The sequence below is a fragment of the Methylobacterium sp. E-046 genome, from assembly GCF_022829625.1.
Taxonomy (GTDB): domain Bacteria; phylum Pseudomonadota; class Alphaproteobacteria; order Rhizobiales; family Beijerinckiaceae; genus Methylobacterium; species Methylobacterium longum.
The window spans coordinates 15,614-39,311 of the sequence record NZ_JAKSYP010000074.1; the positions used below are offsets into that span (position 1 = coordinate 15,614).

The 23,698-nt window shown below is 70.8% G+C and carries 20 protein-coding genes; 8 read left to right on the forward strand and 12 right to left on the reverse strand.

Translation table 11 applies throughout. The annotated features are described in order from the left end of the window. Positions 1–12: 12 nt before the first annotated feature. Positions 13–1,077: a bifunctional DNA-binding transcriptional regulator/O6-methylguanine-DNA methyltransferase Ada gene (ada, locus tag MKK82_RS05340; protein WP_243984899.1), complete on the reverse strand. Its 1,065-nt coding sequence runs from the start codon at positions 1,075–1,077 to the stop codon at positions 13–15. A 173-nt stretch (positions 1,078–1,250) separates the two neighbouring features. Here ada and MKK82_RS05345 point away from each other — a divergent pair, with 173 nt between their 5' ends. Then, positions 1,251–2,231 carry an alginate O-acetyltransferase AlgX-related protein gene (locus tag MKK82_RS05345; RefSeq protein ID WP_238287726.1) on the forward strand — a complete coding sequence of 327 codons (981 nt, stop codon included), beginning with the start codon at positions 1,251–1,253 and terminating at the stop codon, positions 2,229–2,231. 230 nt (positions 2,232–2,461) lie between these two features. Here MKK82_RS05345 and MKK82_RS05350 read toward each other — a convergent pair whose 3' ends face one another. Then, the gene (locus MKK82_RS05350) at positions 2,462–3,208 is read right to left on the reverse strand and encodes a YebC/PmpR family DNA-binding transcriptional regulator (protein ID WP_238287728.1); all 747 of its coding nucleotides are present in this window, start codon (positions 3,206–3,208) and stop codon (positions 2,462–2,464) included. A 197-nt stretch (positions 3,209–3,405) separates the two neighbouring features. Between MKK82_RS05350 and MKK82_RS05355 the strand changes: the two genes are divergently transcribed. Then, complete coding sequence (locus MKK82_RS05355) at positions 3,406–3,612, forward strand: hypothetical protein (RefSeq protein WP_238287729.1); 207 nt, start codon at positions 3,406–3,408, stop codon at positions 3,610–3,612. 13 nt (positions 3,613–3,625) lie between these two features. Here MKK82_RS05355 and MKK82_RS05360 read toward each other — a convergent pair whose 3' ends face one another. The 5 genes from MKK82_RS05360 to MKK82_RS05380 all read right to left on the reverse strand — a co-directional run bounded on the left by MKK82_RS05360 (position 3,626) and on the right by MKK82_RS05380 (position 9,504). After that, complete coding sequence (locus MKK82_RS05360; protein WP_238287731.1) at positions 3,626–5,716, reverse strand: methyl-accepting chemotaxis protein; 2,091 nt, start codon at positions 5,714–5,716, stop codon at positions 3,626–3,628. Between the two features lie 280 nt (positions 5,717–5,996). Beyond that, the gene (locus MKK82_RS05365; protein ID WP_238287732.1) at positions 5,997–6,746 is read right to left on the reverse strand and encodes an HAD-IA family hydrolase; all 750 of its coding nucleotides are present in this window, start codon (positions 6,744–6,746) and stop codon (positions 5,997–5,999) included. After that, entirely contained in the window at positions 6,740–7,426 is a 687-nt protein-coding gene (rpe, locus tag MKK82_RS05370; RefSeq protein WP_238287735.1) for a ribulose-phosphate 3-epimerase, read from the reverse strand. Before rpe ends, MKK82_RS05365 begins: the two co-directional genes overlap by 7 nt. A 127-nt stretch (positions 7,427–7,553) precedes the next feature. Continuing rightward, a complete protein-coding gene (locus MKK82_RS05375) occupies positions 7,554–8,414 on the reverse strand; it encodes a phosphoribulokinase (RefSeq protein WP_238287736.1) in 861 nt (286 codons plus the stop codon). A gap of 34 nt (positions 8,415–8,448) precedes the next feature. After that, entirely contained in the window at positions 8,449–9,504 is a 1,056-nt protein-coding gene (locus tag MKK82_RS05380; RefSeq protein ID WP_238287738.1) for a class 1 fructose-bisphosphatase, read from the reverse strand. A gap of 182 nt (positions 9,505–9,686) precedes the next feature. Here MKK82_RS05380 and MKK82_RS05385 point away from each other — a divergent pair, with 182 nt between their 5' ends. Both MKK82_RS05385 and MKK82_RS05390 read left to right on the forward strand, forming a co-directional pair. Continuing rightward, on the forward strand, positions 9,687–10,634 hold the full coding sequence (locus MKK82_RS05385) for a LysR family transcriptional regulator (protein WP_238287739.1): 948 nt from the start codon (positions 9,687–9,689) through the stop codon (positions 10,632–10,634). After that, complete coding sequence (locus MKK82_RS05390; RefSeq protein ID WP_238287741.1) at positions 10,631–11,872, forward strand: NAD(P)/FAD-dependent oxidoreductase; 1,242 nt, start codon at positions 10,631–10,633, stop codon at positions 11,870–11,872. Before MKK82_RS05385 ends, MKK82_RS05390 begins: the two co-directional genes overlap by 4 nt. Positions 11,873–11,880: 8 nt before the next feature. On the opposite strand, the gene MKK82_RS05395 is transcribed toward MKK82_RS05390, so the two are convergent. The 3 genes from MKK82_RS05395 to MKK82_RS05405 all read right to left on the reverse strand — a co-directional run bounded on the left by MKK82_RS05395 (position 11,881) and on the right by MKK82_RS05405 (position 14,892). Then, the gene (locus MKK82_RS05395) at positions 11,881–13,122 is read right to left on the reverse strand and encodes an MFS transporter (RefSeq protein ID WP_238287742.1); all 1,242 of its coding nucleotides are present in this window, start codon (positions 13,120–13,122) and stop codon (positions 11,881–11,883) included. An 82-nt stretch (positions 13,123–13,204) separates the two neighbouring features. Next, a complete protein-coding gene (locus MKK82_RS05400; RefSeq protein ID WP_238287743.1) occupies positions 13,205–14,110 on the reverse strand; it encodes an amino acid ABC transporter substrate-binding protein in 906 nt (301 codons plus the stop codon). 110 nt (positions 14,111–14,220) lie between these two features. After that, positions 14,221–14,892 (reverse strand): glutathione S-transferase family protein, encoded by a 672-nt coding sequence (locus tag MKK82_RS05405; protein ID WP_243984848.1) that lies wholly within the window; start codon positions 14,890–14,892, stop codon positions 14,221–14,223. A gap of 188 nt (positions 14,893–15,080) precedes the next feature. Here MKK82_RS05405 and MKK82_RS05410 point away from each other — a divergent pair, with 188 nt between their 5' ends. The 4 genes from MKK82_RS05410 (at position 15,081) to MKK82_RS05425 (ending at position 19,629) form a co-directional block, all read left to right on the forward strand. Next, positions 15,081–15,461: a response regulator gene (locus MKK82_RS05410; protein WP_238287748.1), complete on the forward strand. Its 381-nt coding sequence runs from the start codon at positions 15,081–15,083 to the stop codon at positions 15,459–15,461. A 93-nt stretch (positions 15,462–15,554) separates the two neighbouring features. Then, on the forward strand, positions 15,555–17,528 hold the full coding sequence (locus MKK82_RS05415) for an AI-2E family transporter (RefSeq protein ID WP_238287751.1): 1,974 nt from the start codon (positions 15,555–15,557) through the stop codon (positions 17,526–17,528). Positions 17,529–17,680: 152 nt separating this feature from the next. Continuing rightward, the gene (locus tag MKK82_RS05420; protein WP_238287752.1) at positions 17,681–19,297 is read left to right on the forward strand and encodes a hybrid sensor histidine kinase/response regulator; all 1,617 of its coding nucleotides are present in this window, start codon (positions 17,681–17,683) and stop codon (positions 19,295–19,297) included. Between the two features lie 17 nt (positions 19,298–19,314). Next, on the forward strand, positions 19,315–19,629 hold the full coding sequence (locus MKK82_RS05425; protein ID WP_238287754.1) for a plasmid stabilization protein: 315 nt from the start codon (positions 19,315–19,317) through the stop codon (positions 19,627–19,629). Positions 19,630–19,692: 63 nt separating this feature from the next. On the opposite strand, the gene MKK82_RS05430 is transcribed toward MKK82_RS05425, so the two are convergent. Next, positions 19,693–20,583: a ketopantoate reductase family protein gene (locus MKK82_RS05430; protein ID WP_238287971.1), complete on the reverse strand. Its 891-nt coding sequence runs from the start codon at positions 20,581–20,583 to the stop codon at positions 19,693–19,695. Positions 20,584–20,609: 26 nt separating this feature from the next. Beyond that, the gene (locus MKK82_RS05435) at positions 20,610–23,696 is read right to left on the reverse strand and encodes an FAD-binding and (Fe-S)-binding domain-containing protein (protein WP_243984849.1); all 3,087 of its coding nucleotides are present in this window, start codon (positions 23,694–23,696) and stop codon (positions 20,610–20,612) included. Positions 23,697–23,698: the final 2 nt, after the last annotated feature.

Sequence of the window (23,698 nt, forward strand, 5' to 3'; positions counted from 1 at the left end):
GGGTGCGAGGCGTCAACGCTCCGCTTCCCGGGCCAGCAGGTCACGCTTGCGGGCGACGCCCCAGCGGTAGCCCGACAGGGCGCCATCCGAGCGCACCACCCGGTGGCAGGGGATCGCGACCGCGATCGGGTTGGCCCCGCAGGCCTGGGCGACGGCCCGCGTCGCGGCGGGCAGGCCGATGGCGCGCGCGATCTCCGCGTAACTCGCCGTCGACCCGACCGGGATCCTGCGCAGCGCCTCCCAGACCCGCTGCTGGAAAGCGGTTCCGCGGATGTCGAGAGGCAGGTCGAGCCCGCCGCCGGGGGCCTCCACGAGGCCGATGACCTGGGCCATCCAGGTCTCGAAGGTCGGGTCGCCGCCCTCGATCGCCGCGGCGGGGAACCGATCCTGCATGTCGCGCACCAGCGCATCTGGAGTGTCGCCGAGCAGGATCGCGCAGACACCCTGATCGGTCGCCGCCACCAGGATCGCACCCAGGGAGCAGTCGCCGATTCCGAAGCGGATGCGCAGACCGGCTCCCCCCGTCCGGTAGGCGGCGGGTGCCATCCCGAGGCGCGGGGCGCCCTCTTCGTAGAAACGGCTCGCCGCGCCGTAGCCGACCTCGTACAACGCCTCCGTCACCGAGGCGGCGCCCGGCAGCCGCGCGGCCAGAACGGCGGCGCGGTGGGCGGCGGCGTAGGCCTTCGGCGTGACGCCGGTGGCGGCCTTGAACACCCGGTGGAAATGGTAGGCGCTCAGGCCGGCGGCGCGGGCCAGTTCCGCGAGCGACGGCATGGTCTCGGCCGCCTCGATCAGGCGGCAGGCGCGGGCGACCGAATCAGCCCGTCGTCCGGCCAGGCCCGGCTCGTCCGGACGGCATCGGCGGCACGGCCGGAAACCGGCCGCCTCGGCCTCGGCGCAGGTGCCGTGGAAGGTGACGTTCTCCGGCCGCGCCGCCCGCGACGCGCAGCTCGGGCGGCAATACACCCCGGTGGTGCGCACCGCGTACACGAAGCGGCCGTCCGCCCGCGCGTCCCGGGCGGCGAGGGCCGCCCAGCGCTCAACGTCTTCGGGGTCGGGCCCGGGAACCTGGCTCATGGCGTCGGCACTATGCGGCTTGGCGCGGGCGATGGGGAGGGGCATGACGAGGCTCGACGAAGGGTGCTGTTCGTCCCTCACCCTGCCGCCCCGCCGGATGCCCCGCATCCCGCTCCTTGCTGCCGAATCCGGCGGCCGGCCTCCGGGCGGGCCGTCGATCTCGCGAGTGCGCCATGGCTTCGAGCATCCCCGACCACATCCATGTCGGACAGGACGGCTGGCTGTTCCTTAAGACCGGGACCAACGACGTGCTCGGCCAATACGAGCGGCCGGAGGCGACGACGGAGTTGATCTGGCAGTGGCGGAGCCTGATCGCCACCCGCGAACGGCGCCTGCGCGCCCTGGGCATCCTGTACCGGCACGTGGTCGCCCCCGAGAAGCTGATGATCTACGACCATCGACTCGACGGGATCGCGATCCGGCCGGCCGCGTCGCCGGCCTATCGGCTGCTCCACAGCGAGCCGCCGCTGGGCCGCAGCCCATTTGCCCTCTACGCCGCCTGGCGTCGCCGGAAGCGCTGGCGGGAGACCTGCATCGACCTCGTGACGCCGATGCGTGCCCAGCGCGATGCGGCCGACCTGTACTGCCGGACCGACACGCACTGGTCCTTCGAGGGCTGCTATCTCGCCTACGCGGAAATCTGCCGGGCGCTGGGGACCGAGCCCCGGGTCGATCTCCGGGACCGCCCGTCCTACGAGGCCGACCATGACGGCGACCTGGGCAGCGCCTTCGATCCGCCCCGCCGGGCCCGGTCCCGCACCGTGCTGATGCAGCAGGACGCGGTTCGGACCTACGGCAGCCCGATCGTCGAGGCGCGGGAGCGGGCCGGATTGCTGCACACGCTGCATGTCGGCGCCCATGTCGTCTACGGCAACGCCAAAGCCACCGATCCGCGCCGGCTGGCACTGTTCGGCGACTCGTTCTCGCACGTCATGCCGTACATGCTGACGATCATGCTGGCGGAGACGTTCCGCGAGGTGCACTTCGTCTGGAGCACCGCGCTCGATTGGTCGTATGTCGAGCGCGTTCGGCCCGATATCGTGCTGACCGAGGTGGCCGAGCGCTTCATGGTCCAGCTGCCCGACGACACCTTCTCGGTGGAGGGCTACGCGCAGGAGCGCTTCGGCGCCGAACTCGCGGCCGCAGGCGCGTGAGCGCCCGGTCCTCCGGGTCCACCGGAACGGGCGACGCCCCGGTCTGCTGCCCGTCAGTCCGGGTTTGCGCGGCAGGACCCGGGAACCAGAGCCTCGAAGCCTGCTCGGCGGCGCTCCGTCCGCGCTTCCCGGCCCCCTGCGCTGCCCCGCGATCATGATGGGATGTGGCCAACACATTCCGGAACCGCGGCGGCCCCGGAATCCGAGCGCTTGGCCCGAGCGGCGGCCTGTCAGGCCTGCAGCTTGGCCATCAGCGCGTCCGACAGCGCGAAGTTCACGTAGACGTTCTGGACGTCGTCCTGATCCTCGATGACCTCCACGAGGCGGATCAGCTTCTCACCGGTCTCGTCGTCCACGTCGATCGTGTTCTGCGCCTTCCAGATCAGGCCGGTGCGGGTCGGCTCGCCGAACCGGGTCTCCAGCGCCTTGGCGACCTCGCCGTAGGAATCCTGGGCGCAGATGACCTCGTGGCCGTCCTCGCTGGAACTCACATCGTCGGCGCCCGCCTCGATCGCCGCCTCCAACATCGTGTCGGCATCCGCGACCTTGGCCGGGAAGGCGATCACCCCCACGCGGTCGAACATGAACGCCACGGCCCCGGTCTCGGCGAGGCTGCCGCCGGATTTCGTGAAGGCCGAGCGCACGTCCGAGGCCGTGCGGTTGCGGTTGTCGGTCTGCGCCTCGACGATCAGCGCGGCGCCGCCGGGGCCGTAGCCCTCGTAGCGGATGTCCTCGTAGTTCTCGCCGTCGGCCCCAGCGGCCTTCTTGATGGCGCGCTCGATGTTGTCCTTGGGCATGTTCTCGGCCCGGGCCGCGATGATCGCCGCGCGCAGGCGCGGGTTCATCGCCGGATCGGGCGTGCCGAGCTTGGCCGCCACGGTGATCTCGCGGGCGAGCTTTCCGAACACCTTCGAGCGGACTGCGTCCACCCGGCCCTTCCGGTGCATGATGTTCTTGAACTGCGAATGGCCTGCCATGGCGGGGAGACTTTTGTTCGTTGGCGCGGGCGGGCGTCCGAGACCCCGTCCGCGCGGCTGCGAGGTCGAGGCGTTATAGGACGCCCCCTTCCGGCGAGGCAACGCGGCCCACGGAGCGGCGGATCGGACCGCGCGGGAAAGATCGCACCGCCCGGGCGTTCCCGATCGAACCGTTGGTATCCGACCGGGAGCGAGGGATGACGCGCGTGAAGACCTGGACGGCCAGCCGCGGCGATATCCGCGATCCGTCCGCCGCCGATCCCGGCGCGCCCGCGGGCGCGGCCGGCCCGCGCTGGCTGAGGCTCGGGCTCGCGGCCGCCCTGGGGCTCGTCGCCGGATCGATGCTGTTCGCCACCGAGGCCCAGGGGTGCGGCGGCAAACGGGGACAGGTTCCCCGCCGATAGGCGCCCCATTGCGTCAGGCGGCCCGGACGGTCGCCAGGAAGCGTTCCACCTCGTCCGTGAGGTGCTCGGACTGGAGCGACAGTTGGGTCGCCGAGGTCAACACCGCTCCGGCCGCCGCCCCGGTGTTCTCCGCCGCCCCGGCCACCCCCGCGATCGTGCCCGTGACCGCGCTCGTGCCGATCGACGCCTGCTCGACGTTGCGGACGATCTCCTGCGTGGCCGCATCCTGCTCCTCGACGGCGGCCGCGATCATGGCCGCCACGGTGCTGATCTCTCGGATGCGGGCGGCGATCACCCCGATCGCCGAGACCGCCTCGCCGGTCGCGCCCTGCACCTGACCGATCTGCCGGCCGATGTCGTCGGTGGCCTTCGCGGTCTGGTCGGCCAGCGCCTTGACCTCGGCGGCCACCACCGCGAAGCCGCGACCGGCCTCGCCGGCGCGGGCCGCCTCGATGGTGGCGTTGAGCGCCAGCAGGTTGGTCTGCGCCGCGATGCCGGAGATCAGCCCCACGACGTCGCTGATCCTGGTGACGCTCCCGCTGAGAGCCTGCACGAGGGCAGCCGTCTGATCCGCCTCGCCCACCGCGGCGCGGGCCAGGTCGGCCGACCCGGAGACCTGCCGGCCGATCTCCTTCACGGAGGCACCGAGTTCCTCGGCGGCGGCCGCAACGGTTCCGACGTTGGAAGCGGCCTCGGCGGCGGCGGCCGCGACCTGGGTCGACCGGTCCGCGGTATCGGCCGCCGTGGTGGCCAGGTTTTGCGCCGTGGATTGCAAGGCGCCCGCCGAGGACGAGACCATCCCGACGATCTCGCCCGCCGCCCGCTCGAACGTATCGGCCATCCGGTGCATGGCCGCCCGGCGCTGCGCCTCGGCGCGACCTCGGTTCTCGACCGCATCCCGTTCAAGGTCTCGGGTCCGGAGCAGATTGTCCTTGAACACCTGCACGGCGACCGCCATGTCGCCGATCTCGTCGTTCCGCCGCGTGCCGGGCACGGGCGTATCGAGGTGCCCCGCGGTGAGCCGGCGCATCGTGTCGGCTAAGCCGAAGAGCCGCCGCACCACATGGAACTGCACGATCAGGATGGCCGCCACCACCAGGCCCGCCGCGATCAGGATGGCCGCGACGGCGAGCTGCAAGCCCCAGCGGGCCCGGGCCGCAACCGCCCGCGCCCGGCCCAGGGCCGAATCGATGACCGCGAGCGCCGCGTCGGCGATCGTCTGCTGGGCGAGGATCGTCTCGTCCCACTCCGCGCTCGCAATCGAGATCTCACGCCCGGCGGCGACGTCGGCGAGGGCGACCCGCCGGATCTCGGCCAGCCTCCCGGTGAAGTTGACGGCGTCCGCCCGGTCGTAAGCCGCCTTCACGGCGGGATCGAAGTCCGCGGTCGCGACGACGCGGCGGGCGAGCGTCCAGGCCGACCGAGCTTCGGAAGCGGCCGCATTCAGCTGCGTCCAGTCGGCCGGCGTGGCGGGCCGGCCGATGGTCAGCAGTTCGCTCACCTGGGACGCGACGCGGCTGCTGGTCGTCCGGGTGAGCCAGGTCGCGGCCCGCGCATCCAGGAAACTGCCGAAATCGGATTCCGTCGCCTGGATCTCGGCTTCCGCCGCATCGGACGCCGCCTCGAACGCGACCAGCGCGCTGAGTCCGGCGTCGCTCAGCGTCTGCCGCAATACCGGATCGCGTGCCGCCGCGGGCTGGTCGAACGCTGCGTCGAGGGCTGGGCGGAGGCGCCGCAAGTCGTCCACGTGGATCCGGAGTTCGGCGCTCTTCGCCGCCAGGGGGGCATCGCCCAGGCGGTCCAATTCAGCCAGCGCATCGTCGACGGCGGCATCGAAGATATCGCGGGCTTCGAGCGCGATCTGGCGCTGGACACGGCCGGCATCGGGTTCGAGCAGGAGCGCGTTCAGGGACCAGCCCCGCTCGGCGCGGAGCTGATTCAAACTGGCGAACAGGTTGCGATCGATTTCCACGTATTCGGCCGCCCGGACCGCAGTATCGAGCCGTGTCTTGCTGCGCGCGACGTCCAAGGCAGCGATCGCGATGGCCATGACGCTCGCGAGCATCAGAATAGACATCAGGACGAACCGAATCGAGAGGCGCATCGCGATCATCCGACAAACTTAGGATCAACAACGATCCCATGTTTTTAACTTGAATGATCTTTATCATCAAGAGAAAATTCATGATATCTAATAAGGTATCGCGGATCTAAATTATTCTGATGCTATAAGTCACCATACTCAATCTGCGAATGTTCAGAAGTTTTCGGTCCATTCGAGCAATATTTGATCGCCGTCTGCACGTCGATGATCGGCACAGCTGCGGCGTCGGAACGATCGTCGGGCGTCCCGGGAGGATCGGTCGGGACCGCGCCGGCCGCGTTTACCGACGGCCCGCGTGCCAGTCCTGCAGGGCCGCCAGCGTCACCACATGACCCGGCCATGCCAGCCCGGCGAGATGCCGATGAGGGCGACCCGGCTCGCCGAGATCGGACACCGCCGAGAAGGCACCGTCGAGCCGGTGGCTCTCGGTGTAGCGGCTGCGGGTCGCGAGGACCGGCAGGCCGGCGCCGCGGGCCGAGGCGATGCCGGCAGTCGAATCCTCGAACGCCACCGCCTCCGTGGCGGCGACATCCAGGCCGGCGAGCGCCAGCAGAAAGATATCGGGGGCCGGCTTCTTGCGCTTCGCCTCGTCGCCGGACGCGATCACGTCGAAGGGTTGGGCACCCGGCGGGAAGTTGACGGCCAGGAGTTGGTCGACGTTCGGCCGACTGGTGGTGGTGGCGATCGCGAGCCGGATCCCGGCCCCCCGGGCCTCGGCGACGAGTCGGGCAATCCCGGGGCGCAGGGGCAACCGGCATTCCGACAGGAGTTCGCCATACCCGGCGGTCTTGCGGGCGTGAATCTCGGGAGCCAGCGCGTGGAGCGCGCCCGCCTCGGCCGCGTGCTGCGTGTCGATGTAGTGGGCAAGGCGCTCCTTGCCGCCCATCACGGTGAGCAGGTCGGCGTAGAGCGCCGCATCCCAGTGCCAGGGCAGGCCGACGGCCGCGAAGGCGCGGTTGAAGGCCTGCCGGTGCAGGTCCTCGGTCTCGGCGAGGGTCCCATCGACGTCGAAGATCAGCGCCCTCAGCACGTGAGGTCGCGACCGGAGGCGCCCTCCGCGCTCTCACGGATCGCCGCGATGCGCTCCGCGTAGGCCTGCGGGCCGCCGCTGAAGACCGCGTTGCCGGCCACGAAGGTGTCGGCGCCGGCACGGCTTGCCGCCTTCACGGTCTCGGCATCAATGCCGCCGTCGACCTGGATGCGGATGTCCCGACCGGCCGCCATGGCCCGCACCCGGGCCACAGCCTCCATGCTGCTCTTTAGGAACTTCTGGCCGCCGAAGCCGGGATTGACGGTCATCACCAGCACCAGATCCACGAGGTCAAGCACTGGCTCGACCATCGTCGCGGGGGTACCGGGATTGATCGCCACGCCCGCGCGCTTGCCGAGGTCGCGGATGGTCTGGAGCGAGCGATGGATGTGCGGCCCGGCCTCGGCGTGGACCGTGATCCCGTCGGCGCCGGCCTCCGCGAAAGCGGCGAGGTAAGGATCGGCCGGGGCGATCATCAGGTGAACGTCGAAGAACTTGTCGCTGTGCGGCCGGAGCGCCTTCACCACCGGTGGCCCGAAGGTGATGTTGGGCACGAAGTGGCCGTCCATCACGTCGAGGTGGATCCAGTCGGCCCCGGCCGCGTCGACGGCGCGGGTTTCTTCCGCCAAGCGCGCGAAATCGGCCGAGAGGATCGATGGGGCGATAACGGGAGGCAGCATCACGGATCTTCCAACAACAATCGGGCTGAGATGGCGTTCGGCGCACGGGCCGGCCCCACCTGGTCCCTCATCCTGAGGTGCCGGGTGGGAGCGACGTTTCAGGTGGTTCCACGGTGCGCCTCCCCGGTCAGGCCAGCCGGCGCCGCCGCTCGACGAGCTGCATGATCATCGGCGTCAGGATCAGCTGCATGGCGAGATCCAGCTTTCCACCCGGGATCACGATGGAATTGGCCCGGCTCATGAAGCTGTCGTGGATCATGGAGACGAGGTAGGAAAAATCGATCCCCTTCGGATCCTTGAAGCGGATCACGACCAGCGACTCGTCGGCGGTGGGGATCCAGCGGGCGATGAACGGGTTCGAGGTATCGACCGTCGGCACTCGCTGGAAGTTGATGTCGGTGAAGGAGAATTGCGGACAGATGGTCTGCACGTAGTCGGGCATGCGCCGCAGGATCACGTCCGTGACGGCGTCGGTGGAGTAACCACGGAACGAGCGGTCCCGGTGCAGCTTCTGGATCCATTCGAGGTTGATCACCGGCACGACGCCGATCTTCAGGTCGGCGTAACGGGCGATGTCGACGTCCGGGTCGGCCACGCAGCCGTGCAGCCCCTCGTAGAACAGAAGATCGGAATCCGGCGGGAAGGACTCCCACGCGGAGAAGCTGCCCTCCGGGATGCCGTAGGCTTGCGCGTCGTGGGCGTCGTGGGCGTAATGGCGGGTCCGGCCAGTCCCGGCCTCGGCGTAGCTGCGGAACACAGCCTCCAGTTCCGGCAGCAGGTTCGCCCGCGGCGCGAAATGGGACAGGGTCGGCTCGCGCGCCATCATGGCCCGCATCGTATCCCGGTCGAAGGCGTGGAAGCCGTCGCCCTCGATGAACACCGCCCGCACATCCTCCCGGCGGAAGATCTGCTCGAAGGTGTTGCGCACCGAGGTGGTGCCGGCCCCGGAGGATCCGGTCACCGAGATGATGGGGTGCCGCGCGGACATGTCCCTGGACTTCTCCCTGGACTTCGCGTTGCGCCTAAGACCGTATCAGGCCGCGCTGGCCGAAGAGCGGCGAGCGGCCGGCATCGGGCTTGCCGCCGCCGTAGTAGGTCGCGACGCAGTCCACCTCCTCGGTGGAGCCGCAGACCAGCGGCGCCCGCTCGTGGATGCCGGTGGCCACGAGATCGAGGATCCGCGTCTGTCCATCGGTGGCGGCGCCGCCGGCCTGCTCGATCAACATCGCCACGGGGGCGACCTCGTAGAGCAGCCGGAGGCGGCCGCGAGCGTAGTTCTTCCGCGCGTCCCCCGGGTAGAGAAACACGCCGCCGCGGGTCAGGACGCGCTGGATGTCGGCCACCAGGGAGGCCAGCCAGCGCATGTTGTAGTCCTTGTCGCGCGGGCCCTCGGTGCCGCGCTGGCAATCCTCGATGTAGGCCTTGACCGGCGCATCCCAGTGCCGGGCGTTCGAGGCGTTGATGGCGAATTCCTTCGCGGAGGCCGGCACCGACATGGCCGGGCTCGTGAGGCGGAACGTGCCCTCGGCACGGTCCAGCACGTAGCATTGGGTGCCCTCGCCGAGGGTCAGGATCAGCGCGGTGGCCGGGCCGTAGGTCACGAAACCGGCGGCGATCTGCGCCGAGCCGGGGGTCGTGAACGAGGCCAGGGGGTTGGCCGGATCCTTGATCGACGGCCGGATGCCGAAGATCATGCCCACCGCCATGTTCACGCCGATGTTCGACGAGCCGTCGAGGGGGTCGATGGCGACCGCCAGCGGCGCGTCCGGGTTCAGCCGCATCACCTCCTCGGCCTCCTCGGAGGCGACCTCGGCGACCGGCGCACTCCGCAGGGCCGCCGTCACGCTCTCGTGAGCGATCACGTCGAGGGCCTTCTGCACGTCGCCGTCGCTGTTATGGTCCCCCGCCGCCGCGAGGTCGCCCCCGAGCGCACCGCGCCCGATCCGCTCGCTGATCTCGACCGCCGAGCGGGCCACGGCCGCGATCACCGCGGCAGCGTCCGTCAGCGCCGGGTCCGCTTTCACGGCCTGCGCGAGGCACGTCTCGAGGGGCGTCCCGATCGCCGCTGAAATTGCCATCGGCCTACTCCTCCTGCTCGGATCCCGTCCGTCGGGATCGTGCGTTCCGCGCCGGCTCTGTAGCGGCCGTCCAGGTCCCAAGATAGCGGTCTCTGTCTCCGGATCGACAAGAACCCGCGTCCAGACCGCCAAGATTTCTGTTCGGTCTTGTGCCATAGGACGAAAAAAACGAGATGTCCGCCATGCGCAACCTCTCCCTCAAGCAGCTTCAGGCGGTCGCTGCGGTCGCCCGCCTCGGCACCATGACCCGGGCGGCGCAGGAGCTGAACGTCACCTCCGCCGCGCTCTACGCGCGCATCCGGCAACTGGAGGAGGAGGCCGGGCTGCTGCTGTTCGACCGCACGCCCGGCGGCCTCAAGCCGACCGATGCCGGACGCGAGATGCTCTGGGCCATCGACAGCATCAACACTGTCCTGGAGACCTGCACCGACCGGCTGCGGACCCTGCGCGGCGCCGAGGGCGGGCGCGTGGCGCTCGGCGTCGTGTCGACCGCCAAGTATTTCGCGCCGCAGGTGATCGCCGGGTTCGTCAAGAAGCATCCCGGCGTCGAGATCAGCCTGTCGGTGCGCAACCGCGGCCAGACCGTCGAGGCCCTGCGCGGCTACGAGATCGATTTCGCCCTGATGGGCCGCCCGCCCCGGGATTTCCCGATCGAGGCGGCAACCTTCGGTCCGCACCCGATCGTGCTGATCGCCCCCCCGGATCACCCCCTCGCGGGCAGGGCCGGCCTGAACCGGGAGGATCTCGCCGATCAGCCGTTCTTCCTGCGCGAGGAGGGCTCGGGCACCCGCATGGTCTTCGAGGAGTTCATGGCCGGCGTCCTGGTGAAGCGGGCGCCGCTCGACATCGACACTGGGTCGAACGAGACCATCAAGCAGGCTGTCATGGCCGGGCTCGGCATCGCGTTGCTCTCCGTCCACTCGGTGGCGGCCGAACTGGAGAGCGGACGCCTCGTGCTCCTCAACGTGAAGGGCCTGCCGATCCGGCGGGACTGGTACGCGGTCCGCCGCGCCGACAAGGTGCTGGGCCCGGCGGCTTCCGCGGTCTGGTCCTACCTGATGGCGGAGGGCGCGCGCAGCCTGCCGGGCGTCGCGCAGAGCGGCTTGGCGCTCACGGGAGTCCGGGCTTGAGCGCGGCCGGGATCGTCGTCGCCGGCGCGGGACAGGCGGGCTTCCAGCTCGCCGCCTCCCTGCGCGAGGGCGGGTTCAGGGACCCGATCACCCTGGTGGGCGACGAGGCCGCCCTCCCCTACCAGCGTCCGCCCCTGTCGAAGGCCTACCTCGCCGGGAAGACCGACCAGGCGGGGCTGTTCCTGCGGCCGCCGGGCTTCTTCGCCGAGCACGCGATCGGCCACCGGCCGAGCATCCGCGCCGTCGGGGTCGACCGGGCGGAGCGCCGCCTGCGCCTCTCAGACGGCGCGAGCCTGCCCTACGACCATCTGGTGCTCGCGACCGGCGCGCGCAACCGGCCCCTGCCAGTCCCGGGCGCCGACCTCCACGGCGTACACCAGCTGCGCGGCCTCGCGGATGCCGACGCGCTCAAAACGGAGATCGAAGCGGCGCGGGCGATCGTCGTGGTGGGCGCCGGCTTCATCGGTCTCGAATTCGCGGCCGTGGCGGCCGCGCGCGGCCTTCCCGTGACGGTGATCGAGGCGGCCGAGCGTCCGATGGCCCGGGCGGTCTCGGCGGAGATGGGGGATTTCTTCCGAGGCGCCCAGGAGGGGATGGGCGTGCGCTTCGCCTTCGGTGCCGGCGTCACCGCGATCCTCGGGCGGGACGGGCATGCGGCCGGTGTCGCGCTGGCCGATGGCCGGGACCTCGTCGCCGACCTCGTCCTCGTCGGGATCGGCGTGCTGCCGAACCGGGAGCTCGCCGCGGAGGCGGGCCTGCCGGCCGAGGACGGGGTGCGGGTCGACGCGTTCCTCGCCACACCCGACCCGGCCATCTCGGCGATCGGCGACTGCGCCCGGTTCCCCAGCCCCTTCGCCCGGGGGCTCACGCCGGACGGCACGGTGCGCATCGAATCGGTGCAGAACGCCATCGACCAGGGGCGCTGCCTCGCGGCCCGGCTCGTCGGAAAACCCGCCGTCTACGGGGCGCTGCCCTGGTTCTGGAGCGACCAGGGCCCGCACAAGCTGCAGATCGCCGGGCTGTCGGGCGCCGGCGACGCCAGGGTGGTCCGCGGTTCCGGCAACGCCTTCTCGGTGTTCCGCTTCCGCGACGGGCGCCTGAGTGCGGTGGAATCCGTCGACCGGGCGGGCGACCACATGATCGCCCGGCGGCTCCTCGCGGTCGGGACGCCGCTGACACCGGAACAGGCAGCCGATCCGGCCTTCGACCTCAAGGCGTTGGCGCTGCAGCGGCCCTGACGATCCGCTCAGCCCGGGAACGCGACGGGGGGCGACTTCTGCCGCAGGGCGATGGCGGTGCCGATGCCGAGCGCCAGGATGGTGACGGCACAGGCCGCGAGCGCTCCGAACTGGCCGAGGCCGATCAGGGCCTGCCCGATCACCGCGACGCCGAGCGCCTGCCCGCAGAAGAACGAGAAGGCGTGGAGCGCCACCGCCGAGGCGCGGGCGGTGGGCGCCACCTCGGTCACCTGGGTTTGATAGGTGTTGTGCAGCATGTAGAATCCGAGGCCCATGGCGGTGAGCGCGGCGCAATCGACCTGCCAGGAACCGGCGAGCCCGACCACCGTCAGGGACACGCCGCAGATCAGGCCGCCGCCGATCAGCATCCGCGGCAGGCCGAGCAGCCGCACCAGCAGGCCGACGAGCGCCGAGTAGAGCAGGCCGCCGACCGCGAACCCCGCCAGCACGAGCCCGGCCTCGCGGGGGCCGCCCTCCCCGCGGGCCTCGATCAGAGGAGCGAGGTGCGGGAACACGCCGAAGATCGCGATGGCCTCGATGAACACCGCCGAGAACAGCACCCGCGCCCGGGGATTGCCCAGGATCGTCCGATAGCGCCGCACCGCCTCGCCGAAGGCCGGCCGCCGGGCGGGAGCCCGGCCGGTCCGATCGAAGCCGAACACGGTCGCCCCGCAGGCGACGGCTGCCACCACAGCGGTGACGGCGAAGACACCGCGCCAGCCGATCGCCGCCTCGATCAGGCCCGCGAAGGTCGAGCCCGAGAGCTGGCCGAGGATCACCGCGACCAGGAACCGCCCGATCGCCACCTGCCGGCTCTCCATCGGCACGCGGTCGCCCAGCAGCGCCAACGAGAGGGGAATGCAGCCGCCGGCCGCCGCCCCCGCCAGCATGCGCAGGCCGAACAGGCTACCGATATCCGGGGCGACGCTGCACAGGGTGAGGGCCACGGCGAGCACCGCCAGGCAGGTGCTCATCACCCGTTCCTTGCCGAGCGCGTCGCCGATCGGCCCGAGCACCGGCTGGATGAACGCGTAGGGCAGCGCGAAGGCGGTGGAGAGCAGCGCCACCGTGTGGGCGTCGCTCGCGAGATCCCGGGCGAGCACGCCGACGAGCGGTTCCACCGAGCGAAGCGCGAAGGTGCTGCCGAACCCCGCGCAGGCCAGCACGACGATCAGGCGCGGGATCGACGTGGCCGGCGCCGCGGGACGCGTCGCGGCGGGGGTGAGCGCCGATTCGGTGCTGTCGGTCATGGGGACGCTTCGCGACGCGGTCTAAACCAGACTCGCGGCATCGCATCTCCACCGCCGCAGCGGAACCCCGCCGCGCGACAGATCAGCGTGCGTAGAACGCCGGATCCGCCTCGTCGGTCGGGTGCGCGAACGCCCAGCGCAGGGCGGAGGAGAGCGGCACGTTGTAGTTGAGGCCGCGCGGCGGCACGGGCTTCAGGAACCAGCGATCGTAGATCGTCGCGATCTCGGCGCTGCGGTAGAGGTCGGCGGTCGCCCGGTCGACCACCGCCTTGAACGCCGGATCGTCCCGGCGCAGCATGATCCCGTAGGGCTCCGGGTTCGACAGGGTCTCCTGGCTGACCACGTAGGCGGCGGGATCCTTGGATTGGGCCGCGACGACGCTGAGCTGCACGTCGTCCATGACGAAGGCCGCCGCCCGGCCGGTCTCCACGAGGAGGAAGGCCTCCGGAACATCCTTGGCGGCGATCACCGTGATGCCGAGCTTCCGCTCGTTGTTGGCCTTGATCAGCATCAGGATGTTGGTGGATCCGGCCACCGACGCGACGGTCTTGCCCCGCAGGTCGTCAAGCCCGGCGATATTCTGGTCCTTCTTCGACACGAAGCGCGTCGCCGTCAGGAAGTGGGTGTTGGTGAAGGCCACCTGCTTCTTGCGGTCGGCGTTGTTGGTCGTGGTCCCGCATTCGAGGTCGACGGTTCCGTTGGTGATCAGCGGGATCCGCGACGAGGAGTTGACGAACTCCATGGCGACGCCGAGGGCGGGCATCTTCAGCTCGCGCTTCACCGCCTCGGCGATCTTCAGGCAGATGTCGACCGCGAAGCCCACGACCTTCTGGTTCTGATCGAGGTAGCTGAACGGAGGCGCGGTATCCCGCACGCCGAGCACCAACCTGTTGCTGTCCTGGATCTTCCTGAGAGTGCCGGTGCGTTCGCCCGCCTGGGCGGATGTGCCGAGAAGAAGGGCGGCGAGGACGGGAGCGAGCAGACGCATGGGCGGGGCTGTTCCAGTGGCGCGGTGGGAGAACCGGATCCGTCGGCCGGGAGCCCGACCGCGCACCGGATCGAGCTCCCGATGGCCTCAGCAAGAGTCCGGCCGCGCGCTCACGTGGCCGCGGCGGCATCGGCCGCGGCGGCATTGGCTTCGGCGGCATGGGTCTCGGCAAGCTGCGCATCCGCCGCCGCGACCTTCCGGGACGCCGGTCGGGACCGGATCCGCTCCACATAGGCGGCCAGGACCGGCGCGGGCTCGACGAGACCGAAGCCCATCGTCCAGCCCAACGCGCCGCCCCACAGGATGTCGGCCGCGCTGAAGCGCTCGCCCAGCAGGTACGGACCCGGCGTCAGCGCCCCCGTGATGCCCGCGATAACGCTGTCGTAATCGGCGTAGGCCGACAGGCCCCGGGGGCCCGGCTCCCGCTTCAGGTGGCGGTCGATCACCGCAGGCTCGTAGCAGGACCCGTAGAACACCATCCAGCGCAGGTAGGTCGCGCGTGCCGGGTCGGTCGCCGCAGGGGCGAGACCGGCCTCCGGGAACAGATCGGCGAGGTAGAGGTAGCCGGCGGCCTGCTCAGTCACCAAGGCCTCGCCGTGGCGGATGGCCGGCACCTTCGCCATCGGGTTGATCGCTCGGTAGGCGTCCCGGAGATGCTCGCCGGCGCGCATGTTGAGCGCGTGCAGCCGGTACGGAACACCCAGCTCCTCGAGCAGCACGCGCACCCCCGATGAGCGCGTATTGGGTGAATGATAGAACTCAATGTCGGGTTTGTTTGCCATACTGTCCCTGCCAGTATCGTCGATTCGCGCGGCAGCACGCTCTTACCGGGCGGGGGCCGGGTCAACCGCGGTTCCGGCCGCCGTGGTGCGACGGACCGGAATCGCGGCAGGTGCGTTGGGCGATTGTGCGATGCCGCGCGTTGGGGTGCCGACCGGCGCCGCGCGGGCCGGGGGTGCGAGTTTTTTCGATGGCGAAGATTCTGTTGGTCGAGGATCACGAAGAGATCTGGGACTTCCTCTCCCGTCGCCTCAAGCGGCGCGGCTACGAGGTGATCCTGGCGCATGACGGCGAGGCCGGTGTCCGCCAAGCCCGGTCGGGCCAGCCCGACGTCATCCTGCTCGACATGAACCTCCCGGTCCTCGACGGCTGGTCGGCCGCCCGTGCGCTGAAATCCGGCTCCGACACCCGGGCGATCCCGATCATCGCGCTCACCGCCCACGCCATGTCGGGGGACCGGGACAAGGCGATCCAGGCCGGCTGCGACGACTACCATCCGAAGCCCGTCGATTTCTCCAAGCTCCTCAGCCAGATCAGCGCCGCCCTGGGCGAGACCGCGCAGGCGGGCTGATATGACTCCCGACCTGGTTCCCGGCCCCCGCGCCGCCCGTCCCGACGCCGCGGAAGCGGTCGTCCTCCGATCCGAGCCGAGTGGAGCGTCCCGTTGAGCGAGGATCCCGTCACAGCCCAGCGCCTGCGGGAGGGCCTGCCGGTCATCGTCGCGCTGGCCTCGCTGCTCCTCGTCGTGGGGACGATGGCGGCGCTCTATCTCGGGCGCGATATCCTCGTGCCCGTGACGCTGGCGATCCTCCTCAGCTTCGTGCTGGTCCCGGCGGTCCGCATGCTGCGGCGGCTGCGCGTGCCGCGCGCGCCCGCGGTGCTGCTTGTGGTGGTGATCGTGTTCGGCGCCCTGTTCGGGATCGGCAGCCTCATCGCCAGCGAGGCGTCCCAGCTCGCCTCCGACCTGCCGCGCTACACGCAGGTGATGCGCACGAAGATCAAGGACCTGCGCGGCGCGACGGCCGGGACCGGCACGCTCTCGCGCATCGTCGACATGGTGCAGGATCTCAGCGCAACCCTGCAGCCGCCGCCAGCCGCGGAGGTCAAGGGCGAGCCCGGTTCGCGCACGCACCCACTCACCGTGGAGCTCACGCCCGCCCGCACCAGCGTCGTCGACACGCTGCAGACCTTCGTGGGCCCGGTCCTCCACCCGCTGGCCACGACCGGCCTGATCCTGATCTTCACAATCTTCATCCTGCTCCAGCGCGAGGACCTGCGGAACCGCGCGATCAAGCTCGCGGGCGGCTCGGGCGACCTGCGCCGCACAACGGCGGCGATCGACGATGCCACGAGCAGGCTCAGCCGGTTCTTCCTGGCGCAGCTCGCCCTCAACATCGCCTTCGGCCTGGTGATCGGCGTCGGGCTCTGGATCATCGGCGTGCCGAGCCCGACGCTGTTCGGCGTGCTCGCGGCGATCCTGCGCTTCGTGCCCTATATCGGGGCGGCGATCAGCGCGCTGCTGCCGGTGATCCTGGCCGCCGCGGTCGACCCCGGCTGGAGCATGGTCATCGCCACCGCGGCCCTGTTCCTGGTGGTCGAGCCGATCTGCGGCCACGTGATCGAGCCGCTGCTCTACGGCCATTCCACCGGCCTCTCGCCGGTCGCCGTCATCCTGGCGGCGACGATCTGGACCTACCTGTGGGGTCCGATCGGCCTCGTTCTGGCCACGCCGCTCACCGTCTGCCTCGTGGTGCTGGGACGGCATGTGGAGCGGCTCTGGTATCTCGACGTTCTGCTCGGCGACCAGCCCGCGCTCTCGCCCCCCGAGATCTTCTACCAGCGCATGCTGGCCGGCGATCCCGTCGAGGCGATCGACCAGGGCTGGCAGTTCCTGAAGGAGCGCGCCCTCGTCACCTACTACGACGAAGTCGCCCTGGCCGGATTGCTGCTCGCGCAGGAGGACCTCTCGCGCGGGACGCTTGACCGCGGCCGTCAGGCGGAGGTCGGCGCGGCGATCCGCACGGTGGTGGACCGTCTGGGCACCGCACCGGTCGCGCGGCGGACCAGGCGGGCCGCCGGACGCAGCCCGGACACCGAGACAGCGGCCGCGCTGGCCGCCGTGGGGCCCGACCGGCAGGTGGCCGGCATCGTGCTGGCCCGGGAGGATCTCGCCCCGAACTGGCGGAGCGAGGCGCCGGTCCTGTGCGTGTCGAGCCGGGGGCCGTTCGACGAGGCTGCGACCCTGATGCTGAGCCAGATCCTCGGCCGGCACGGGCTGGCCTCGCAGATCCTGTCGATGGCGGCGATCCGCGCCGGCGAGCGTCCCGACAACCCGGACGGCGTCGCGCTGATCTGCTTCTCCTACCTGGAGCCGGTGAGCCTGTCGCAGATCCGCTTCACGGTCCGGCAGGCCCGGGCCGCGGTGCCGGGGGTCCGGATCCTCGTCGGATTCTGGAGGGAGCGCGACCCGGCCACCCTCGACCGCCTGCGCCGGGCGACCTCGGCCGATTTCCTCGTGACGTCGCTGAACGAGGCGCTCTCGGCCGTGCTGAATGCCTGCCGGGAACCGTCCCCCGCACGCCCCCTGCCGGTGCAGACCGCGGCGCTTCCCAGACCGGTCCGGACGGCGGCGGCGTGAGACGACCGGCCTCCCCCGGCCTCTCAACAGGCCTGGCGCAGCCGACGCAGCGGTGCGGTCGACTTCGCGTTCCGGACAATTACAGTCGCACGCGCCAGGCGGAAGCGGCGCGCCCTCTGCTTCGACGGCCCGGGGAATAAAGACCGCCTTCCATGTCCGAGACACCAGAAACCCCGCCGGTCGGACCAAGTCCGCAAGTCCGGGACGGCGCGCCGAGCGACGTCACCGACCGCAAGAGCGACATCTTCTTCGCGGCGGTCGAGACCACGCGGATGCCGATGATCGTGACCGATCCGCGCCAGCCCGACAATCCGATCATCTTCGCCAACCGGGCCTTCCTGGCGATGACGGGCTACACGCCCGAGGAGCTGGTCGGCCGCAACTGCCGGTTCCTCCAGGGGCCCGAGACGGACCGCGGGACCGTCGCTCAGGTCCGCACGGCGATCGCCGAGAAGCGCGAATTCGCCACCGAGATCCTGAACTACCGCAAGAACGGCTCAACGTTCTGGAACGCCCTGTTCGTCTCACCGGTCTACAACGCCGAAGGCGAGCTGGTTTACTACTTCGGCTCCCAGCTCGACGTGTCGCGCCGCCGCGACGCCGAGGAGGCGCTCGGCCAGGCGCAGAAGATGGAGGCGCTGGGCCAGCTCACCGGCGGCATCGCGCACGATTTCAACAACCTGCTGCAGGTGATCGTCGGCTACGTCGACATCCTCGCGGCCGGCCTGGAGAAGGCGGATGCCGACCGCGCCCGCCTCGGGCGCGCCACCGAGAACATCCGTCAGGCCGCGGACCGCGCGACGACCCTGACGCAGCAACTCCTCGCCTTCGCCCGCAAGCAGCGGCTGGATGGACGCGCCGTCAACCTCAACACCCTGGTCGAGGGCATGGGCGAGATGGTCGCCCGCTCCGTCGGCGAGGCCGTGAAGATCGAACTCGATCTCGCCAAGGACCTCTGGAACTGCCGCGTCGACCCCACCCAGGCGGAGGTCGCGATCCTCAACGTGCTGATCAACGCCCGCGACGCCATGCCGGACGGCGGCACCGTGCGGATCACCACCGAGAACAGCGAGGTCGCCTCCGGTGGCGACGTCGGACCGTTGCGCGATGGCCGCTACGTCAGCATCGCGATCCGGGACACCGGCACCGGTATCCCGCCGGCCGTGCTGGCGCGGGTGATGGACCCGTTCTTCACCACCAAGGAGGAGGGCAAGGGGACCGGCCTCGGGCTGTCGATGGTCTACGGTTTCGCCAAACAGTCGGGCGGCGCGGCGCAGGTCGAGTCGACGGTGGGCGAGGGCACGACCGTGCGCCTGTCGTTCCCGGCCACGGACGGCGCCGTGAAGGCGCCCTCCAAGGTCGCGCTCCGCACGGTGGACCGGCAGGGCACCGAGACGATCCTGATCGTCGACGACCGGGAGGACGTGGCAGAGCTCGCCCGGACCATCCTGAGGGATTTCGGCTATACGACGCTGACGGCCAGCAATGCCCGCGAAGCGCTGGAGATCCTGGATTCCAGCGGCCGGGTCGATCTCCTGTTCACCGACCTGATCATGCCGGGCGGCATGAACGGCGTGCTCCTCGCCCGGGAGGCCCGACGTCGCCAGCCCCGGCTCAAGATCCTGCTGGCGACCGGCTACGCGGAGGCGAGCCTGGAGCGAACCGATATCGGCGGTTCGGAGTTTGACCTCCTCAACAAGCCTTACCGGCGCACGGAGCTGGTCCGCCGCGTGCGGGCGATCCTCGACGGGCCGACCGGTGTGGGCTGAGCGTCGGGAGATGGTCGATGTCCCAGGGCGACAAGTCGAAGTACACCGACAAACAGAAGCGCAAGGCCGAGCACATCGCCGAGTCCTACGAATCCCGCGGCGTGCCCGACAAGGAAGCGGAGGCGCGCGCGTGGGCGACCGTCAATAAGGATGACGGCGGCGGCAAGAAGCCGGGTGGCTCGGGCCGGGGCAAGGCCACCGGGCATCCGGCGGCCCACAAGGGCGGCGCGACCGGGGGCGCGGCATCCGCCGGGCGGACGCCGTCCGAGCGCTCCGCCTCCGCCAGGAAGGCCGCGGCGACCCGGAAGGCCAACGCGGCGGCGCGCGCCTGAGACGGATCGAGCGGCACCGGCGAAGCCGCGCGGCCCTCGCGGGTCGCCCGACTGGAGGCGGCCTCATCCCCTCCGCTCCGCGAGCTTGACCAATGTGTGCAGCATCCGATTGGCCGGCGTCGGGATGCCGAGGGCCGCCCCCTTGCGCACGACGTAGCCGTTGAGGTGGTCGATCTCGCTGGGGCGGCCTCGGGCCAAGTCCTGCGCGGTTGACGAGCGCTGATCGGCCATCGTCTCGCTGAGTGCCATGACGCCGTCGAAGATATCGGGTTGCACCGTTACGCCGGCGGCTCCGGCGACGGCGACGCATTCCCGCACCACATCGGCCATGGACGCGACGACGCCCTCCCCCTGGACGAGCCGGCCGTAGGGCAGTTGCGTCAGCGCCGAGAGGGCGTTGTAGGCGCAGTTCAGGATCAGCTTGCCCCAGAGGGCGTCGAGGGCGCGTGCCGACACGGTGGTCGGGATGCCGGCCGCCGCGAAGGCGGCGGCGAATCCCTCGCTCGCCTCCGACGCACCGAGGATCAGGTCGCCCCGCCCGTTGTGCCGGACGCGGCCCGCCCCGGCCATCGCGGTGGCGACGTAGACCGCCACCGGCACGACCGGCCGTCCGAGGACCGCGGAGAGGCGCTCGGCATTGTCGACGCCGTTCTGGAGGCTGAGGATCGTGGCGGACGGATCGAGATGCGGCGCGATCATCGCGCCGGCCGCTTCGGTATCGCCGGACTTGACGCAGACCAGCACGAGATCGGCGCCCGCGACGCCGTTGCCCTCGGTGGTCGCCCGCACGGGGACCGAGGCGGTTCCCGCCGCGCTGTCCAGCACCAGACCGTCCGACCCCACCGCCGCGACCAGGGCCGGGCGGCCGATCAGCGTCACCGTGTGGCCGGCCTTCGCCAGGACAAATCCGTAGTAGCAGCCGACCGCGCCGGCCCCCACGACGGCGACGTTCATGACGGCGTCGTCCATGCGGGTCCGGCTCATCGCGCTGCGGCCGCCGCGCGCTCGGGATGAAACGGCGCCGTGCCCACGGCGCTCCGGCCGACATGGTCGAGCAGCGCCTGGGCCGGGTGGCGCAGCCGCACGCCGTCGACGAGCTTGGCCTGCGACCGGCAGGAATAGCCGTCGGCCAGGAGGGTGCAACCGGGAGCCTCAGACACGTGTCGGCCCCAGCTCAGGTTGTAGATCGCCTTCGAGGTGGCGCGGTGGCGTGCCTCGTGGCCGTAGGTCCCGGCCATGCCGCAGCAGCCGGAGGCCGGAACGTCGAGCCGCAGCCCGAGATGGGCGAACAGCGCCTGCCAGTCCCGGACCGCACCCGGCGCGTTGGTGCGCTCGGTGCAGTGGGGCAGCAGGCGCATGCGTGCGTCGCCCTGGCGCGGCGCGATCCGGTCGAGCCGGGTCGCCAGCCATTCCTGCAGGAGCTGGACCTTCGGCAGGTCTCCGCTGCCGAGCGCCTGCGCGTACTCGGACCGGTAGGTCAGCGTCATGGAGGGGTCGATCCCGACGAGGGGCACGCCCTGGCGCGCGAAGTCCCGGAGCATCGCGGCGTTCGACCGGGCGACGGCCGCGAACCGGGCCAGGAATCCGTGCACGTGCAGCGGCTTGCCGTTCGGGCGGTAGGGCACGAGCCAGGGCTTGAAGCCCAGCGCGATGAGCAGCGCGCAGCTGTCGGCCACGACCTCCGCGTCGAAGTGGCTGGTGAACGCGTCCTGCACCACCAGCACCGAGGCCTCGCGCTCCTGCGGGTCCAGCCGGGCCAAAACCTCCGGTGTCGCCACCGTGACGCCGAGACCGGCCAACCGCGCCTTGAGATCGACCGGCGACAGGGCGGGGATCTCGACCAGTCCGGCCTTGGCCAGGAGCAATCGCGCCATCGGATTGCTCAGGAGCGCGTTGCTCAGGCGCGGCCACCGCGCCGCCAGCGGCAGGAGCGGCTCGAGGGCCGCCACGAGGTGATCCTTGAGGGGGCGGGCATAGCGGGTGTGGTACAGGGCCAGGAACTTGGCCCGGAAGGTCGGCACATCGACCTTGATCGGGCAGGAGCCCGTGCAGGACTTGCAGGCGAGGCAGCCGTCCATCGCCTCCTTGACGGCATGGGAGAAATCCTCCGTCTCGGACCGTCGCCGGACCGCGCTCCGCAGGGTGGCCGCCACCTCGCGGAGCCACCCGGCGCGCTGCCGCGCCAGTTCGGCGGTCGGATCGGCGCCCTCCGCCGCGGCGCGCCGCAGCCATTCGCGCATCAGCGAGGCCCGGCCCTTGGGCGAATGCCGGCGCTCCCGGGTCGCCTTCCACGACGGGCACATGGCTTCGTCGGCATCGAAGCTGAAGCAGGCGCCGTTGCCGTTGCAGTGGAGCGCCTCGTCGAAACTCTGTCGGACCGGGGTCGGGATGGTGCGATCCTGCTCGCCCCTGCGCGGCACCCCGTCGATCCGGGTCAGGTCGTGCCCCTTCGCCGAGGCGATCTTGCCCGGATTCATCCGGTCGCCCGGGTCGAAGGCGCGCTTGACGGCCTCCAGCGCGGGCATGAGCGGTCCGAAGGTCGCGGGCACGAACTCGGAGCGGAAGCCCTTGCCGTGCTCGCCCCAGAGCAGGCCGCCGTACTTGGCGGTGAGCGCCACCACGCCCTCGGTGACCTCGCGGATCAGGCGGTTCTGGTCCGGGTCCTTCAGGTCGATCGCCGGCCGCACGTGCAGCACGCCGGCATCGACGTGGCCGAACATGCCGTAGCGCAGGCCCTTGCCGTCGAGGAGCGCCCGGAACTCAGCGATGAAGTCGGCGAGCCGTTCCGGCGGGACCGCCGTATCCTCCACGAAGGGGATCGGGCGGGCGTCGCCCTTGGCGGCGCCCAGCAGGCCCACCGCCTTCTTGCGCATCGTCCAGAGCCGCTCGATCGCCTCGCCGCGCCCGATGGTGAAGCCCAGGCGCTTCGTGTCGGTACCGCGCTCGGCCTCCAGCAACCCGGTGAGCCGCCCGAGCGCGGCTTCGACGGCGCCTTCGTCGTCGCCCACGAATTCCACGAGGTTGATGCCGTCCACCGGCCGCCCGGCCGGATCGTCGGGGAAGAAGGCCCGCACTTCGGCCCAGATCGGATCCTTGCGGGCCAGCGCCAGCACGGTCGAGTCGATGGTCTCCACCGAGGCGGCGCCGAACGGCAGCAGCGCCTGTGCGTCGCGGAGCGCGGCGTCGAAATCGATGTACGAGAGCGCCACCAGGACCGACGCCTTCGGGATCCGCAGCACGTTGAGCCGCGCCTCGGCGATCAGCGCCAGCGTCCCTTCGGATCCGCAGAGCACGCTCTTGAGGTCGAAGCGCCCCGACGCGTCGCGCAGATGGGCGAGGTCGTAGCCGGTGAGGCAGCGGTTGAGCTTGGGGAAGCGCTCGGCGATCAGGGCCGCGTTCTCGGTGGCGACGGCGTCGACGGCGCGGTGGATCTCGCCGACGCGGTCGTTGCGCGCCTTGGCGGCTTCCAGGCCCGCCGCGTCCAGCGGCTCGGCGGTCCAGACCGTGCCGTCGGTGAGCACGCAGCTCAGCGCCAGGACATGGTCCCGGGTCTTGCCGTACAGGCACGAGCCCTGCCCGCAGGCATCGGTGGAGATCATGCCGCCGAGGGTGGCGCGGTTCGAGGTCGAGAGTTCGGGCGCGAAGAACAGGCCGTGCTTGGCGAGTTCCCGGTTGAGTTGGTCCTTCACCACCCCCGGCTCGACCCGGACCGTACGGCCGGCGACGTCGATCTCCAGGATGCGGTTCATGTGCCGGGACGTATCGACCACGAGGCCGTGGCCCAGCGACTGCCCGTTGGTGCCGGTCGCCCCGCCCCGCGGCCGGATCACGATCTCGGAGAACCGGGGATCCTCCAGAAGCTTGGCGATGCGGACGAGGTCGTCGCGGCTGCGCGGGAAGGCCACGGCTCCCGGCTCCACCTGGTAGATCGAGTTGTCGGTGGCGAAGACGGTGCGGTCGGCATCCGAGAGCGTCAGGTCGCCTTCGAAGCCGCGCAGGCGCAGCTCGGCGCAGGCCGCGGCATAGAGCGGCACGGCCACGGTATGGCGGGTCAGGACCGGGATCATCC